This is a genomic window from Lewinella cohaerens DSM 23179 (genome assembly GCF_000379805.1).
In the GTDB taxonomy this organism is placed as follows: domain Bacteria; phylum Bacteroidota; class Bacteroidia; order Chitinophagales; family Saprospiraceae; genus Lewinella; species Lewinella cohaerens.
In genome coordinates this window covers 469352-485331 of the sequence record NZ_KB903531.1, presented here as the reverse complement: position 1 = coordinate 485331, position 15980 = coordinate 469352, and the positions used below count along the sequence as shown (strand labels likewise).

The following is a 15980-nucleotide window of genomic DNA, read 5'->3' as shown; positions in this document are numbered from 1 at the left end:
AAAACTCCCTGTCCGACTAGTCAGGCAGGCTCTACGACTTTCGGCATTCGCCGAAAGTTGAGTTAATGAAAATAATAGATGAATGCACCAATATGATTGGGCCGCCAAATGGGCCAGGTATCAACCTCAAAAAGAAGCTGTAAAAGCATATACCAGTGGACAAACGCTTACTTATGACGAACTGAACCGACTGGGAAATCGGCTGGCTCATTATTTTCTAAATACGCTGGGCTTACAAAAAGGGGATAGGGTTGCGGTGCTGGCAGAAACCAGCCTTGAGTACATCCTCTTGTTTGTCGCTGCCCAGAAGATGGGCCTCATTCTGGTGCCGCTCAATTATCGGTTGGCAAATCAGGAGATTGATTACCTGTTGGAGAATGCCCGTCCGGCCTTGGTCATTACGGAGGAACGTTTTTGGACAAATATGCGGCAATGTGCCAGCATAAATAAAATCGCGCATCAGTGGTCGATGGAGACTTTGGCCGACTATTGTGATAAAACCACGATCAAACCGGAAGATGCACGTGATCCTGGAGCAGAGATAGCGGATGATGACCCTGTGTTTATCCTTTATACCTCCGGAACTACGGGTTTCCCCAAAGGCGCTATTTATACCCATAAAATGTTGTTTTGGAACAGCATCAATACGTCGTTGTCATTGCTGGTAAACACGGAAAGCCGCACGGTAAATTGCATGCCGCCCTTCCATACTGGTGGGTGGAATGTGCTCACGACCCCTTTCTTGCATCATGGCGGTTACAGCTGTTTGTTGAAGAAGTTTGAGCCTGCAACCGTTCTAGAATTATTGGAAAAAGAGCGGGCTACCGTTTTTATGGGAGTACCCACGATGCTGAAAATGATGGCTGATGAACCGGCTTTTGAAAAGACCGATTTTAGTCATTTACACTATATTATTGTTGGGGGTGAACCTATGCCCATTCCGCTGATTGAGCGCTGGCAAGCGCAGGGGGTACCTATCCGGCAAGGGTATGGCATGACGGAAGTGGGCCCCAACCTTACTAGCCTGCACCAAGATGATGCTATCCGTAAAAAAGGATCGATAGGGAGGTCTAATTTTTATGTAGAAACAAAAATCGTGGACGAGCAGGGAGAAGAAGTACCACCTAATACGGGAGGTGAATTACTTCTCCGTGGCCCGATGGTTACTCCCGGTTATTGGGAACAGCCCGAAGCTACGGGCAAAGCTATTGTAGATGGTTGGTTCCGTACTGGTGACCGGGTCCGTGAGGATGAGGAGGGCTATTTTTATGTGGAAGACCGCATCAAGAATATGTTTATTTCCGGTGGTGAGAACGTATATCCTGCTGAAGTAGAGCGGGTGCTGTTGAATCATCCGGCAGTTGCGGAGACGGTCGTCATTGGAGTGCCCGATGCGAAATGGGGCGAAGTAGGGTGTGCATTTGTGGTATTAAATGCCGATGATGAGGTGACAGCAACAGCTTTAAGTGACTATTGCAAAGGGCACTTGGCAAAGTTTAAGGTGCCGAAGTCTTTCCGGTTTTTGAAGGAACTGCCCAAGAATGATACAGGGAAAATTGATCGGAAAACGCTTAAGGGGCTTTGATTTTTGAACCATATGAGGGATTATAAGGACATATAAGGTTTTTCTTTTTTTACCACCAAAGGCACTTAAGATTTTGAACCATCCAAAACACCCTGGAAGGCAGTGCATTTTAACAGGAGGTGAGGCATATTAAGCAAATAATTGTGGCCAAATTGCCGTTATGGTACCCAACAAGCTCTTAAATAATCGCTTATGAATAAGTTATTCGGATGGGTAGGACCGGTGGTTTTTATCTGGATTGTAGGGACACAGTTTTTTGATCCTTACACCCCGGTGGCAGAGCAAGAATTTGAGCAAGGCGCTGAACAGCAGATCACCTCTTCGGAAGGTTTAAGGTTTCCGGTGCAGGGCCATAGCTTGGAGAATATCATCAGCCATTTTGGGGACGCTCGCGGCAAGAGTCGTACTCATCAGGGCGTAGATATAAAAGCGCCCAGGCATACGCCAGTTTTGGCAGTCATTGATGGTCATATTGAAGCCATAAAAGAAGGCGGTAACGGGGGAAGAACCCTTTATCTGCGCGGCTCGGACGGTGTGCAGTATTTTTATGCACACCTGGAAGACTGGTTGGTGAAAGACGGCGACGAAGTGAGTGTCGGACAGGAGATAGCGACGGTAGGGAATAGCGGTAATGCAAGTAAAACGATCCCTCATCTGCATTTCGAGATTCTCGTGGGTAAGGCCCGCACGGCGGTCGATCCAATGCCGTTGTTGGAAAATGCGCGGTGATTTTTTTAACCACCAAAGGCACCGGAGATTTTTGAACCATATGAGGGATTATAAGGACATATAAGGTTTTTCTTTTTTAACCACCAAAGGCACCTACTGGTAGGTTAAATTCACGAATTTAACTTTGGTGGTCAAGAATTATTGAAAAAAGCCTCTACCGCAGCCTGCGGGGAGAGTTCTTCTGCACGGATAGCGGCTTCTAATTTTCGTAACCTTTCTTGATGGTCGGCAGGTTTTAAAAACTGGTCGAGGATACGTTGGCGGAGCTGCTGCTGAAACCAGTGGATGGCTTGTTCCTGGCGGTTGTGTAGGAAGAAGCCGTTATCATGCGTGAGAGTTTGAAAATCCTCTAGTTCTTCGATAATGGCGGGGATGCCTGCGCCGGTGATAGCCGAGCAAGTTTGTGCTTTGGCGATCCAGTTGCTGTTTTTTGGCGGAAAAAGGTGGAGCGCTCGTTGGTAGGCTGCGCGTGCTTGTTGTGCCGGAATACGCCGATCATCGTCGGCTTTGTTGACGGCGATGAGGTCGGCCATTTCTACGACGCCACGTTTGATACCTTGGAGTTCGTCGCCAGCACCGGGAAGAAGGAGCAGTAAGAAAAAATCGGTGAGTTTGTAGACCGCTNCTTCTGACTGCCCGACGCCTACCGTTTCTACAATAATAAAATCATAGCCTGCAGCTTCACACAATAGAATAAGTTCACGGGTTTTGGCGGCGACACCGCCTAGTGATTCACCAGCAGGGGAGGGGCGGATGAAAACATCGACTTGTAATGACAATTGCGCCATGCGAGTTTTGTCACCAAGGATACTGCCGTGGGTGAGCTGGCTACTGGGATCAACGGCGAGTACAGCCACTTTTTTGCCTGCTTCGACGAGCGCCAATCCAAAGGTCTCAATAAAAGTACTCTTACCTACTCCGGGAACCCCCGTAATGCCAAGGCGAAAGGAAGCTCCGCTATGAGGCAAACACCCTTCTACAATTTCACGCGCTTTGCGCTGGTCGGCCAAGCGGGTACTTTCTACTAGCGTGATGGCCTGGCTGAGTAAAACGCTATCTCCAGCCAGAATCCCTTCCAGGTAGTGACTGGCCGGATAATCCCGCCGCTGCCGCTGCCGCAACCGAGGGTTGATGCTGGCAGGAAGCCGGTCTGGTTCTGGTTTGGAGGAAGTGTTTTTAGCCATATTGCTAAAATACGTTAAATGTCTATTAAAGTAAACTTTGTAGGATGACCATCATAGCTCCCAGGCGTTTAACAAATAACAGGCGCCCGGCGCGCTTATTTTGTAATTACTGCTACACTTGCGCGTCGGAGCGCCTTATCTAGAAGCTTGTTACTTACCTGTAAAAACGGGTTTTCTCTTTTCCATAAATGCTTGTACCCCTTCCTTATAGTCTGCGGTTTGCCCGGCTGTAGATTGAATTTGATCTTCGATTTCCAGCTGTCTGTTTAGGTCGTTACTCAAGGATTGATTTAGTGCGCGTTTGGTGAGTCCCAGGCCTGTGGTTGGCATTTCTGCCAATTTGTGAGCGAGGTCGAAGGTTGCTTTTTCGAAGCCTTCATCGGGTAATGTTTTGTAAATCATGCCTACCTGAGCAGCTTCTGTTGCACTTATTTTATCGCCCAACATCATGTAGGCGGTTGCGCGTTGAAGGCCTATCAGGCGAGGTAGGAAAAAAGTGCCACCGCTATCAGGGATCAAGCCAATTTTACTAAAAGCCTGGATGAAGCTTGCTGATTCGGCCGCTACGGTAATGTCGCAAGCCAATGCAACATTCGCTCCTGCTCCGGCGGCAACACCATTGACTGCCGCGACGAAGGGTTTCTCTGTTTCTCGAATGAGGCGGATGATAGGGTTCAGGTGCTCAGAAATGATCTTACTAAGGCCGGGGGCTTCCTCTTGGGTGACTTCCCCCAAGTCTTGGCCAGCACAGAAGGCTTTGCCTGCACCAGTAATTAGAATTGCCCGAATATTTTCGTCGTCAGCGCATTGCTTTAGCGCTGCTTGCATACTGAGGGCCAATTCGCGGGTAAAGCTGTTGTACTTCTGAGGTCGGTTGAGGGTAATACAACCAACTTGGTTTTTAATTTCAAAAAGAATGGGATCCATGAAGGGTGGTTTTATTTTTACTCAACTGCCGCTTTGGCTAGTTGAAAGTTAGGTTCGGTAATCATGTTTTTTAATACTTTGGGTAGGCGGAAACGCTGGCCATAATCCTTGTGGTATACTTTGGCTTGCGCCATAAAATTATCTACGCCATAGTTTTGGACAAACCGAATAACGCCGCCGGTCTCTTTGGGGAAACCCCAGCCGTAAACACTACCTAGGTTAGCTGCCGCTGCGGAAGTGATAACACCTTCGTGCATACACCATAAAGCTTCGATCACCTGGGCAAAGAGTAATCGTTCATTGAGTCGTTTACGATCATAGGAGGTCTTGCTTGGTGCCCAGTGTTCATGTAGCCCGTTCCATAGAACCTTATTGCCTTCCTCGTCATATTCGTAGAAGCCGGACTTCTTGGTACGGCCAGTACGTTCCAGGTCTTCGATCATGGTTTTAAGAACACTCACGGAAGGGTGCTGTACGTAGTTGCTACCATAGTGCATGGCCGCTTGCTCTTCGTACTTGAGTACGAGTTGTAAACCCATTGCATCAGCTAACTCTAGTGGCCCATTAGGTAAGCCCAGTTGGCGACCAGAATTTTCGATCAAAGCTGGAGCGTAGCCCTCTTTGAGCATACTGATGCCTTCAAGGATATAGGTGTTTTGAACCCGTGCGGCATAGAAGCCCCAGACATCTTTTACAACAATGGGGATTTTAATAATTCTTTGTACAAAGTCGATAGCACGAGCAACCGTTTCATCGGAAGTATCAGCTCCAGCGACGATTTCAACTAAGGGGACGCGTTCTGCTGGCGGAAAGAAGTGAAGCCCTACGTAATTTTGTGGTCGGCGCAGTGCTTTGCCCAGCTCAGCAATGGGAATAGACACGGTATTGGTACCAATAATTGAATAGTTATCCAGTTGCTCTTCTGCTTCACGGGTGACCTTTTGCTTGAGGTGTTGGTTTTCGAAAACCGCCTCGATGACGATATCACAGTCTGCAAAATCCGTTGCTTTTTCTGTGGTAACCAAGCGCTCCATGATCTCCTTTTTCTCCGTAGGATGAAAGGTGCCTTCCCGAATGAGTTCGTCAATGCGTTGGCTAACGTACTCGCGCCCGCGCTCGGCAATGGCTTTGCTTACGTCCTTAAGGACAACAGAAAGTCCGTTTTGAATACAGGAGAGTGTGATGCCTGAGCCCATACGCCCGGAACCAATGATACCCACCTTGCGTACCCGAAATTTGCCATAACCTTTAGGTCTGCTTATTCCTTTTTTGATGGAGTGGTAATCCATCCAGAAAGTGCTGATCATATTCTTAGCCGTACTGGAGCAGACCAAGTGGGCGAAGCGGCGGTTTTCAATGCGGCAAGCGGTGGGGAAGTCTACCTTTGAGCCTTCGACCAATACATTGAGGATAGTACGCTTAGCAGGGGAGTTGTTGTAGGTTGCTGCCGCTAATTCAGCTGCCGTAGCGCGTACGCGTTCAATCAAAGCAGGATCTTGGGCGGTGCCTCCGGGAATAGTTTCACCTTCCTGATCCCAAGGGCGGTGCCAGTAAGGGTGGGAGAGGAGCCAGGCTCTTGCTTTTTCTATTAATTCTTTTTTGGTGCTGGCCAAATCATCAATAATACCCACTTTCAGGGCTTCTTGAGGAGAGTAGTGCCGGCCAGAAGTAAGAACAGGGTAGGCTTTCTCAATACCGAGGAGCCACATCATACGTACGATACTTCCTCCGCTAGGCATAAGCCCCAGATTGACTTCGGGGATACCCACACGTACTCGCGGATCATCGAGGACAATGCGATGATGGCAAGCGAGGGCTACTTCAAAACCTGAACCCAGTGCATTGCCTGCAATGGCTGCAACAACGGGGACACCGGGGCGTTCCAAATCTCGGAAAAAGCGACTAAGCTTTTCGGCTTCTTGAAAAAGCTCTTCGGGATCGTTGGCACCATAAAGGTAGCCCAAGTCACCGCCAGAGAGGAATGATTTTTTATTAGAAGTAAGGATGACGCCCTTGAGCTGCCCTTTGGCTTTTTCTTCCTGTAGGCGTTTGATAACGGGCAGGAAAGCATCTGTAATCTCATGGTTGATAACATTGTCTTCCCGATCTTCCATATCGAAGATGATGGTGACAATGTTAGCGGTATCTTTTTTTAGCCGGATCATACGCGTTCGATTATGGTAGCCACTGCCAGGCCTGCACCAGCGCAGAGGGTGACTAGTCCGGTTTTTAAATCTCTTCTTTCAAGCTCATCAAGCATTGTTCCCAGGAGCATGGCGCCTGTCGCTCCAAGGGGATGTCCCAAGGCTATTGCTCCACCATTTACATTGAGTTGATCATCGTTCAAATTCAGATCGCGCTGAAATTTTAGTACTACTGCTGCAAAGGCTTCGTTGCATTCCCACAAATCGATGTCTTTAGCTTTTAGCTTGCTGATTTTTAATGCTTTTTCTGAAGCTAGCCCCGGCCCCGTGAGCATGATCGTTGGGTCAACAGCAACGGTTGCACAACTCAGAATTCGCGCTCTTGGCTTCAGTCCGAGGGCTTTTCCTTTAGCTTCGTTGCCCAGTAAAACGAGTGCCGCACCATCAGAAAGAGAACAAGAGTTGCCTGGTGTATGCAGGTAATGAACCTTTTCAACTTCTGGATAACGATGTAGGGCCATTGCTGCAAAGCCTTGGTCGCCAAGGCGTGCAAAAGAAGGCCGTAGTCTGGACAGTTGTTCGAGACTTGTCTCAGGCCGGATGGTTTCGTCCTGTTTGAGAATAGCTAGGCCGTTGGCATCACAAATAGGTACAATGCTAGGTTGGAAATGGCCAGCCGTTTGGGCGGCAGCTGCTCGTTGGTGTGATTGTACAGCGTAAGCATCGAGTTCCTCTCGTTGAAAACCCTCCATGGTGGCAATCAGATCAGCAGCAACCCCTTGTGGCAGGTAGTTTTGCGTCATAAAAACACCAGGATCATTGAGGAGAGGCCCACCATCGCTGCCCATAGGGACGCGGCTCATGCTTTCGGTACCTCCAGCGATGGAAAGTTCTTCCCAGCCTGCAGCTATTTTGGCGGCGGCCAAGTTGACGGCTTCTAAGCCTGAGGTACAATACCTGTTAATCTGCATACCGCCATTGGCGGCAGACATGCCTGCTTCCAACAAGGCTGTTCTGGCAATATTAAAGCCTTGGTCACCGATGGGCGTGACACAACCAATGATTAAATCATCTATATCAGAAGCTTGGAATTGATGACGGTGCTGAAGAGCCCTCAGGGCTACCTCCAGTAGATGCACCGGTTTTACTTCGTAAAGCGCTCCGCGTGCTTTGCCATGGGCGCGGGGCGTGCGGAGGGCATCATAAATAAAGACGTCTTTCATATTGGTGGGGGAGCTTCAGCTACTCTTTTTTCTTTGCCGCAAGATAGCCAATGAAGCAGTGTCGTCCAAGCTTGAAGGGAGCCTTCTATCCTTTTTAAATCAATGCTGGTAGATAATTATGTGCTTTGCGTTACAATTCTATTATTTTTGGCATAAATAATTCAATCTATGGCCACACGTACTAAACTGACTCCTTTTGCACGCTTACTCTTGTTCCTTATTTTTCTGGTTCCACTAGCTTATGGTGGTGCGCTTTATATTCAAGGTAAAGATCCTATTGCAGAGGTAAAAGGAATGATGAATGGAAAGACAAGCAGCTCGTCTTCTAAATCTTCTTCTACGTATGATCCTCAGCAAGAAATAGAAAAGCTGAAAAAAGAGAACCGTGAGTTGAAGCAGAAAATAAAAGAGCTGGAAGGATCACTTAAAGAACAAGAAAGCAGCAGTTCTACCCGCCAGAAATGGGGGAATTAAGTTTATATTATATTCTATAACTAAAAACCTTAAGACTATGACGATTATACTTCTTGCTGCACAAGCCGGACTGGGCTCTTTTTTAATCAAAGTCCTTTTGATGGCATTGGTTCTGATGGGAGCTGCCTATTTACTAAATGGTGTAGACATCGAGGATTTTACTCGTGCCGTGATTGTAGCTTTTGTATTGGCTATACTGAATGCGACTCTTGGGGCGTTTCTTGATTTTATTACGACACCGCTCCGTTGGATCACGCTCGGCTTGTTTAGCTTGGTGGTCGATGCCGTCGTTTTGATGATTGCTGCGCATTTTTTAAAAGGCTTTACTATTAAAAGCTTTAGCTGGGCACTTTTGATGGCTGTTTTTGTTGCAGTAGCAAATGTGTTTTTACACTTTTCTTAGTTAAACGTATGAATCACTTGTCGCGATTGTTTGGTTTGGTTTTGCTTTTACTGCTGTTTATTAGCCCAGTAGCTGGGCAGCAGCAAGCCAAATGGTTGTTTAGCGCAAGTGGTGGTCAAACAATATACCAGGGAGATGTTAGCCGAGAAGGCTTTGGGTCTCTTCGTGGAAATTCCAATACCTGGGGCGCTAGTTTACACTATCGCCCCAGTGATCTTTGGTCCTTTGGCTTGCAAGGGCATATCGGTGAATTGTCGGGTGCTGATCGCTTCTATACAGCAGACGCCTACCGGTTGGCCAGGGATTATGAATTCAAAACTTCCTTTAAAGACATTGCTTTTACGACACGCTTTTTTCTATTTGGTCGTCACCGACTACAGCCGGAGGTAGGGATTGGTGCGGGGCTTGTTTTTTATTCACCGGAGGCTTATTTGCTGGACAACACCCACTTGGAGCTGGCCGATTTGATCAAAGATGACCTGGAAATAGAGGTCCTTGAGCCCGCCTTGATCATTCCGGTCCGTATTGGGCTGTCCTATCAGATTACAAAGACATTGGGGCTAGGAACGGGAATGTTATACACCTTTACAGAAACCGATTATTTGGATGGTGTAAGTGCTTCCGGGAACCCAAATGACAAGGATCGTTATGGCCAGCTTTACCTAGAGGCCAAGTTGCATTTTGGTTACCTCTCTGATATTGATGAAGACGGCATTGCCGACGTGGATGATTTGTGCCCGTTAAAACCTGGCCCAGCTGACACGCGCGGCTGCCCTGATGCAGATGGCGATGGCATACGTGATAGTGATGACCGCTGCCCTCTAGCGGCAGGCGACCCGTTTTTCAGCGGTTGTCCGGACACGGATGGTGATGGTACGGCTGATCCTTACGACCGCTGTCCAGCCATTGCGGGGCCGCCCGAAGCTTTGGGCTGCCCTCCTAAAGACACTGATAACGATGGTGTGCAAGATCATATCGACGATTGCCCATTATTGGCCGGAACCAAGGATCGGAGAGGCTGTCCGGCGATAGATACCGATCTTGATGGCTTACTGGATGAGGATGATCGATGCCCTGAGAAGTACGGTATCCCTTTGTTTCAAGGTTGTCCAGATACGGATGGCGATGGGATAGAGGATGATGAAGATGCTTGCCCTAATACGTTCGGTTATTTTGATCAAGGCGGCTGCCCGCGGACGGCTTCTACCATTGAAGAAGCTCAGTTACTGGAACAGCAAACCCTGCTTTTCAGAACCAATAGCGCTGATGTTACCAACTTTATGCTTCTTGATCGAATGGTTGCTTTTTTAACACAACACCCCAATTATCGCCTGTTTATCAATGGCCATGCCGATAGCGAAGACCGAGAGGATGCTCCCGGCTATCTGAGCCAGCTACGTGCCGAAAGGGTCAAGCGTTACCTGCTCGATAGTGGTGTGCCTTTGCCACAACTCACTGTGCGTGGGCATAGCAACCGCGAACCCCTAATGAATGCCAATTTTGCTACAGAACACCAAAGGGTAGCCTTTAGGTTGGAGGGGTATTAGGGTGATTCTCACCGCACGAGGTATTGGGTACTTTGTATTTGGTAGGCTTTAGCCTAAAGGCAATCAAAATCCAAGTACCTTGTACAAAGTACTTAGTATCTTTTAATCTCTCCCTCATTCAATATACCCCATCGCTTCTTCCAGTCCCTGCCATAACCATTCGGGATCTTCTAGACCGATATAAAAACGAACAAGTGTCCAAGGTATCGGGCTATCTGTGCGGCCAGGAATGCCATAAAAGGCGGCGGTGGGTAAGGCCAGTGATTCATGTCCTCCCCAGCTTACGGCCATGCTGAAGCGCTTGCTGTCCAAAAGGGCGTGGGTGAACCGCTCCATACTTTCTAGGCTGGTAGCTGCAAAATGGGCTGAAAACAAGCCGCCAGCGCCACTCATTTGCTTTTTGGCGAGTTCGTATTGTGGGAAGGCAGGCAGGAGTGGATGTAAGACTGATTTTACCTTGGGATGTTCTGTTAGTCGTTGGGCAATGAGCTGTGCGCTTTGGTCGCTTTGCTTCATGCGTAGTTCCAGCGTGCGCAAGCCGCGGATAACCAGAGACGCATCATTGGGGCTAATGATTGGCCCCAGTGTCATGTATTCGCGATAGAAGATGTGTTGAATTTTTTCTTTGCTTCCGCAAATGACGCCTACCACTACATCGCTGTGCCCGTTGAGGTATTTGGTGCCGGAATGAATCACAATATCGATGCCCAGTTCATGGGGGCGTTGGAAAATAGGAGAGGCATAACTGTTGTCAATCATGGAGGTAAGCCCATGCTGCTGAGCCAGAGCAGCACAAGCGGCCAAGTCCTGACACTCAAAAGTGAGGGAGTTGGGGCTTTCCAGGTATAGTACTTTGGTATTGGGCTGGATTGCAGCGGCAATGGCCTCGATAGATTTCCCATCAACAAAGGTTGTCGTGACGCCAAAGCGGGGGAGGTAGTCCGTTAGTAGAATTTTTGTCCAGGAGTAAGGGGCATTTACACAGACCACATGGTCGCCTTGTTGCACTTGACTCAGCACCGCAGCTGCTATGGCACCACTGCCACTACTACAAACGAGCGCTTCTTCGGTGCCCTCTAGTGCAGCCAGTTTTTCGCGCAAGATTTTTACGGTAGGATTGTTGCCTCTGGTATAAAGGTGACTATCGAATTCACTTACGAAAGCATTGCGAAAATCCTCTAACCGATCATAGGCAAAGTTGCTGGATTGGATAATCGGCGGAGAGACGGCCCCAAAGTAGTCCTTCCTGTTTTCTCCTAAGTGATTGAGGATGTAGCTAAGGTGCTTCATGGTGTTGGTTGCTGATTTAGAATGGACAAATTAGGCTTTTCTCCGTTTTTGACCACAAAAAAAGGTCAAAGGATCACTTTTTAGAAAAGTTGCTATTTTTAGGGCAATGAAAACTTAGTTGGACTTTTGGCATTCCACATGATGATCTCTTTGAGGTTGCTGAAAGTCTAGCTTATCTCTCTACCCTTTACCAAAAAGGGCGCGAAGCGACCTGTGTCTTTCTACGGACTTTTGCCGAATGTCCAGTAATATGGTTCTAAACTTTAAAATATCACCATGAAAACCCACCACCTTATTTTTGTAGTAGCCTTTACTTTTCTTTTTACCTCTGGACTTAAGGCAACGACCTATTATGTTTGCGATTGCGATACGGGAGCTGATGTGAATTGTGTTGCCGGAAATGATGCCAATAGCGGAACAAGCAGTAATGCCCCCTGGCAGAGTATTGCCAAGGCAATATCGGTGATCAATTCCTTGCAGGCAGGTGACGAGATACGATTTGCCAAAGGAGCTGCATGGACGAATGCCAGCTTTGGGAGTGTCTATAATTTTAATGCTACCGCTGCTAATCCTATTGTTTTTGATAGCTATGATGCTCCCTGGGGAGGAACGGCTAAGCCTATTTTAACAGAGGCAAGAGCTGGTACAAATTTGTTTCATTTTGCTGATGGAGGAAATGCGGATCATGATGAAGGCTATCTTATCAGGAATCTTGATTTAAGAGGAGCCGGCACGGGGCAGTGGGCTGTATTTGCTTACAATGATGCGGATTATATCACGATGGACAACCTGGATATCTCCGGTTTTGGCATCGGTGTTCATAGTGCCGGAGCTAATACTCCTAATAGTGGTGCCGACGATCAGAATCAACACATGCAGCTTTTGAATTCAAGTATTACCGATTGTTCTGAGCAGGGGTTTCTCGGAGGTGGTGACGATTTGATAATAGAAGATTGTCATTTTGAAAACAATGGGTTTGCCAGGGCGATTTTCAATCATAACATTTATATCGGTGGCGATAATGGTGATAATATCATTATCAGGAATAATGAGCTCTATCGATCTGCCATCGTGAATGGCAATGCCGATGGGGTCTCGCTGGTCGTACATGGTCTTCATGACAACCTTTTAATAGAGGGGAACTACATCCACGAAGATTTAGGAATGGTCACCGGGAATGCTTGGGGCATTGCAGTAGATCCGGGGTATGGTTCTGCCGAAGGGTTCGTTGCACCAGTCATTAGAGGTAATTTATTGGTCAATATGTTTAACATTGGGATTGGGGTAGCTGCTTGTACAGGGGCGATTGTTGAGAACAACATTATCATAAATGAAGCCGCGGGAGATCTTGTTGGTATTGCTGCACCTGATCGTACCAGGGACGCCAATGATATGGCAATGACGGATGTGACGGTTCGGAACAACTCCCTATACTTGCGTAATGCTAATGCTTCTACTGTGGCCATAAAGGTTGGAGGAGAAGGCACGGGGCATGTAGTCGTCAGTAATCTGATTTCTATGGATAATGGAAATGGCTTTGATATGGATTTAGCGGATGGGGACTACGATGGTTTGGATTACAATATGATGGAGCTGTTGAATAGTGCCAGCTGGGGAGCTGGGCAAACGCTGAATACCTGGTCTGCCTCACGAGGATTTGATGTTAATTCGATATCGGGTGATCCATTATTTACTGCTCCGGGGTCTCCTGATTATAACCTGCTTCCTCAGGGCTTGTCTCCAGCGATCGATGCGGGGCACCCGACAATGAGTGCTGCCACGGATTATACTGGGGCAACGCGCACAGGTGTTGCTGATATTGGAGCCATTGAAGGGCAAAGTATTCTTCCTGTAGCTTTGCTTTACTTTGAGGCAGCACTCAAAACAGACAAGTCCGTTCGCTTACATTGGGCCACGGCATCTGAAAGCAATAACAGCCATTTTTTGATAGAACGGTCTAAAGACGGTGTAACATGGGAGACGATCGCTCGTGTCCAAGGAAGCAATTTTTCTTCCCTTGTCAAGCAGTACGAAACTATCGACGATTTCCCTTTTCAAGGAGTTTCTTATTACAGGTTGGCACAAGTTGATTTTGATGATCAAATGACCTATTCTACGGTTGAAGTTGTAGAAATGGTAACAGAAGGAGAGTTGTTAGTTTTTCCTAATCCTGCAGCTGATGATGTCAATATTATTCTTCCTTCGGCAGGCACCCACGCACAGGTTTATGTTTATAATATACTTGGGAACCTGGTGTTTGAAGGTAATTATTCAGACCAAAGAACCCTGCGGGTAAATACATCAAGCTTGCCAGCAGGTCAATATCTTCTAATGGTGAAGGTCGATGGCCATAATTTTCACCAGATCATAGCATTGAACAAATAAAACACCCTACTGATAATGAAAAAAATCAATAATACCGACGAATTCATGGCTGCTCAAACCGAATGGCAGGATGGCCTAAAGCAATTACGTTCCTTACTGGTTGCTACCGAATTGGAGGAGACCATCAAGTGGGGGATTCCGGTGTATACTATCAACAATAAAAATGTGGTTGGACTGAGCGCTTTTAAAGACTATTTCGGTCTTTGGTTCTATCAGGGGACATTCCTCAAAGACCCCGCGCAGGTATTGATCAATGCCCAGGAGGGGAAAACCAAAGGTATGCGGCAATGGCGTTTCTCCAGCGAGGAAGATATTGATCCGGCATTGGTGACGGCTTATTTAGAAGAGGCTATCCAAAATCAGAAAGATGGGAAGATGATCCGCCCGGCTAAGCCCAAAAAGGAGCTTGTTTTGCCAGAAGAATTGAAACAATTTTTAGTAGAAAATAATCAATTAAGTGCTGCTTTTGAGCAATTTACAATTGGAAAAAGGAGAGAATTTTCTGAATATATCCGTGAAGCCAAACGTGCTGCGACCAAAGTGCAAAGGTTGGAGAAAATACGCCCTATGATTTTGGCAGGGGAAGGGTTGAATGATCGGTATAAGTGAGGTGCTCAAGATACTCCACTTTACAATTAAATTTTACAACTTAACTTGGGGTGTTTTTTACTGAGTTGTTATAAATAAACCGTATAACCTACTGATTAAATCATATCAAATGATTAACTATGAATTAAAAACTCAAATATTTTATTTAAATAGAATGTTTGAGCTGTTATCAAATGGGTATATGTTCTCAGTGATTTCATTTCATAAAACAGAAGGCCAGGGAGATCCTAATATTCCCTTTACTCAAATTAACGATAAGCAAAAACGAAACCTGCAACAGGTCGAACTTGAAATTTTATTAGACCTGTTATTTGATGAATTATATAAGCACAGTAAACAATTTGCTTTAGCGCCAGAAATCTTCAATCAGAGTTGGAATAATGAATTCGTTTTAAAGTCAATTACCGAAACGAAAAAGAATATAATAGAGTATGCAGTGAGAAACCAAAGAGTAATAAAAACTGGTAATGACATAATAAAAGATCAATTTCAAGTCATTGAGTTTGTTTGTGAAAACGAGAAAATGAAAGAAGTGCTTTTTTTTCAAACGTGGTTTCATTAATAACAATTATCAGAATGATACAGGATATACGTGAACAAATAGAGATTGGAAATTACGGTAGAGCATTAAATAGAATTGATGATCTTTTATGGAAAGAACCAGAGAATGCTGAGTTAAGAGGATTAAGAGGCGTTGTTTTGATAGCACAAGAATTAAACCTAGAGGGGATAGAAGACTTAGGAACCTCTATAGCAGTAGCTGATGCGGCAGAATTCAGGTATTGGAGGTCGGTAGCCTTGTTTGAAGAAAAGGAATTTGATAAATCAATAGAAGATGCAGAAAAAGCGGTACAGTTAGGAAGTGAAAATTATCTGTATTTGCACCATCTTATTGCATTGTATCAAAATCTAGGCCCTGTTGACAAATCAATGGGAATAATTGATCGTGTTTTAGCTATTGAACCTGGAGATATCCGATCGTTAATGGCAAGAGCCTATGTATTTATAAAAAGGCAAGAATTTGATTTGGCAATTGAGGACTATGAAGAGATAATCAAACAAGATTATTATGAGGAAGATATATTCAATAACCTTGGATATTGCTATGATCGAAAACAAGAATATGATAAAGCCCAGTTGTATTATGATAAAGCGCTTGAAATAAATCCATACCACCAGTATGCTCTAAATAATCTAGGGCTGATCTACTGTCGTAGAGGAGGCCTTCGCGAGGGGAAAAAAATGATATTGAAATCAATAGGATACGATCCCCAAAACTCCTATGCCTATAAGAATATGGGAAAGGCGAAGTTGTTACAAGGTCTTAAAGAAGAAGCCTTGCAGTATTTCTTAAAATCAAAAGAACTGGGGTATTCAGAAGCATATGATGCTGAGGTGGATGATATCTTAGCAGAAGACTTTAATCTGTAGATTTGAAGTAAAAAAATGAAAAATTACCAAACGCTGCTCTCTGTTTTCT

The 15980-nt window shown here is 46.1% G+C and carries 14 protein-coding genes; 9 read left to right on the top strand and 5 right to left on the bottom strand.

Annotated features, from left to right (window positions below):
• The first annotated feature begins 82 nt into the window (after nt 1-82).
• The gene (locus A3EU_RS0101810; protein ID WP_020534409.1) at nt 83-1585 is read left to right on the top strand and encodes a class I adenylate-forming enzyme family protein; all 1503 of its coding nucleotides are present in this window, start codon (nt 83-85) and stop codon (nt 1583-1585) included.
• Between the two features lie 192 nt (nt 1586-1777).
• Nucleotides 1778-2314, top strand: a complete 537-nt coding sequence (locus A3EU_RS29060) for a M23 family metallopeptidase (protein WP_020534408.1) — start codon at nt 1778-1780, stop codon at nt 2312-2314.
• 131 nt (nt 2315-2445) lie between these two features.
• Here A3EU_RS29060 and meaB read toward each other — a convergent pair whose 3' ends face one another.
• The 4 genes from meaB to A3EU_RS0101785 all read right to left on the bottom strand — a co-directional run bounded on the left by meaB (nt 2446) and on the right by A3EU_RS0101785 (nt 7792).
• Nucleotides 2446-3498, bottom strand: a complete 1053-nt coding sequence (gene meaB, locus A3EU_RS0101800; RefSeq protein ID WP_020534407.1) for a methylmalonyl Co-A mutase-associated GTPase MeaB — start codon at nt 3496-3498, stop codon at nt 2446-2448.
• A 150-nt stretch (nt 3499-3648) separates the two neighbouring features.
• On the bottom strand, nt 3649-4425 hold the full coding sequence (locus A3EU_RS0101795; RefSeq protein WP_020534406.1) for an enoyl-CoA hydratase-related protein: 777 nt from the start codon (nt 4423-4425) through the stop codon (nt 3649-3651).
• A gap of 17 nt (nt 4426-4442) precedes the next feature.
• Nucleotides 4443-6590 carry a 3-hydroxyacyl-CoA dehydrogenase NAD-binding domain-containing protein gene (locus A3EU_RS29055; protein WP_020534405.1) on the bottom strand — a complete coding sequence of 716 codons (2148 nt, stop codon included), beginning with the start codon at nt 6588-6590 and terminating at the stop codon, nt 4443-4445.
• Nucleotides 6587-7792, bottom strand: coding sequence for an acetyl-CoA C-acetyltransferase (locus tag A3EU_RS0101785; RefSeq protein ID WP_020534404.1), 1206 nt, complete (start codon nt 7790-7792; stop codon nt 6587-6589). Before A3EU_RS0101785 ends, A3EU_RS29055 begins: the two co-directional genes overlap by 4 nt.
• 168 nt (nt 7793-7960) lie before the next feature.
• On the opposite strand from A3EU_RS0101785, the gene A3EU_RS32360 reads away from it, so the two are divergent.
• From A3EU_RS32360 to A3EU_RS32355, 3 genes are read left to right on the top strand one after another with little or no spacing between them, the layout of a single operon-like run.
• Complete coding sequence (locus A3EU_RS32360; RefSeq protein WP_020534403.1) at nt 7961-8266, top strand: hypothetical protein; 306 nt, start codon at nt 7961-7963, stop codon at nt 8264-8266.
• Nucleotides 8267-8303: 37 nt separating this feature from the next.
• The gene (locus A3EU_RS0101775; protein ID WP_020534402.1) at nt 8304-8669 is read left to right on the top strand and encodes a phage holin family protein; all 366 of its coding nucleotides are present in this window, start codon (nt 8304-8306) and stop codon (nt 8667-8669) included.
• Between the two features lie 8 nt (nt 8670-8677).
• Complete coding sequence (locus A3EU_RS32355) at nt 8678-10216, top strand: DUF6089 family protein (protein ID WP_020534401.1); 1539 nt, start codon at nt 8678-8680, stop codon at nt 10214-10216.
• Between the two features lie 114 nt (nt 10217-10330).
• Here A3EU_RS32355 and A3EU_RS0101765 read toward each other — a convergent pair whose 3' ends face one another.
• Entirely contained in the window at nt 10331-11506 is a 1176-nt protein-coding gene (locus A3EU_RS0101765; RefSeq protein WP_020534400.1) for a trans-sulfuration enzyme family protein, read from the bottom strand.
• A 276-nt stretch (nt 11507-11782) separates the two neighbouring features.
• Here A3EU_RS0101765 and A3EU_RS32350 point away from each other — a divergent pair, with 276 nt between their 5' ends.
• The 4 genes from A3EU_RS32350 (at nt 11783) to A3EU_RS0101745 (ending at nt 15931) form a co-directional block, all read left to right on the top strand.
• Nucleotides 11783-13891 (top strand): T9SS type A sorting domain-containing protein, encoded by a 2109-nt coding sequence (locus A3EU_RS32350; RefSeq protein WP_020534399.1) that lies wholly within the window; start codon nt 11783-11785, stop codon nt 13889-13891.
• Nucleotides 13892-13906: 15 nt separating this feature from the next.
• Entirely contained in the window at nt 13907-14500 is a 594-nt protein-coding gene (locus A3EU_RS0101755; RefSeq protein ID WP_020534398.1) for a YdeI/OmpD-associated family protein, read from the top strand.
• Between the two features lie 109 nt (nt 14501-14609).
• Nucleotides 14610-15062, top strand: a complete 453-nt coding sequence (locus tag A3EU_RS0101750; RefSeq protein ID WP_020534397.1) for a hypothetical protein — start codon at nt 14610-14612, stop codon at nt 15060-15062.
• 14 nt (nt 15063-15076) lie between these two features.
• Nucleotides 15077-15931 (top strand): tetratricopeptide repeat protein, encoded by an 855-nt coding sequence (locus A3EU_RS0101745; protein ID WP_020534396.1) that lies wholly within the window; start codon nt 15077-15079, stop codon nt 15929-15931.
• Nucleotides 15932-15980: the final 49 nt, after the last annotated feature.

Excerpts from the sequence above, each read along its gene's own strand:
- A3EU_RS0101785 (WP_020534404.1), bottom strand. The coding sequence starts at position 7,792 with ATGAAAGACGTCTTTATTTATGATGCCCTCCGCACGCCCCGCGCCCAT.
- A3EU_RS0101765 (WP_020534400.1), bottom strand. The coding sequence starts at position 11,506 with ATGAAGCACCTTAGCTACATCCTCAATCACTTAGGAGAAAACAGGAAG.
- A3EU_RS0101775 (WP_020534402.1), top strand. The coding sequence starts at position 8,304 with ATGACGATTATACTTCTTGCTGCACAAGCCGGACTGGGCTCTTTTTTA.
- A3EU_RS0101810 (WP_020534409.1), top strand. The coding sequence starts at position 83 with ATGCACCAATATGATTGGGCCGCCAAATGGGCCAGGTATCAACCTCAA.
- A3EU_RS29060 (WP_020534408.1), top strand. The coding sequence starts at position 1,778 with ATGAATAAGTTATTCGGATGGGTAGGACCGGTGGTTTTTATCTGGATT.
- A3EU_RS0101755 (WP_020534398.1), top strand. The coding sequence starts at position 13,907 with ATGAAAAAAATCAATAATACCGACGAATTCATGGCTGCTCAAACCGAA.
- A3EU_RS0101745 (WP_020534396.1), top strand. The coding sequence starts at position 15,077 with ATGATACAGGATATACGTGAACAAATAGAGATTGGAAATTACGGTAGA.
- A3EU_RS32360 (WP_020534403.1), top strand. The coding sequence starts at position 7,961 with ATGGCCACACGTACTAAACTGACTCCTTTTGCACGCTTACTCTTGTTC.
- A3EU_RS29055 (WP_020534405.1), bottom strand. The coding sequence starts at position 6,590 with ATGATCCGGCTAAAAAAAGATACCGCTAACATTGTCACCATCATCTTC.
- A3EU_RS32355 (WP_020534401.1), top strand. The coding sequence starts at position 8,678 with ATGAATCACTTGTCGCGATTGTTTGGTTTGGTTTTGCTTTTACTGCTG.
- A3EU_RS0101795 (WP_020534406.1), bottom strand. The coding sequence starts at position 4,425 with ATGGATCCCATTCTTTTTGAAATTAAAAACCAAGTTGGTTGTATTACC.
- A3EU_RS32350 (WP_020534399.1), top strand. The coding sequence starts at position 11,783 with ATGAAAACCCACCACCTTATTTTTGTAGTAGCCTTTACTTTTCTTTTT.
- A3EU_RS0101750 (WP_020534397.1), top strand. The coding sequence starts at position 14,610 with ATGATTAACTATGAATTAAAAACTCAAATATTTTATTTAAATAGAATG.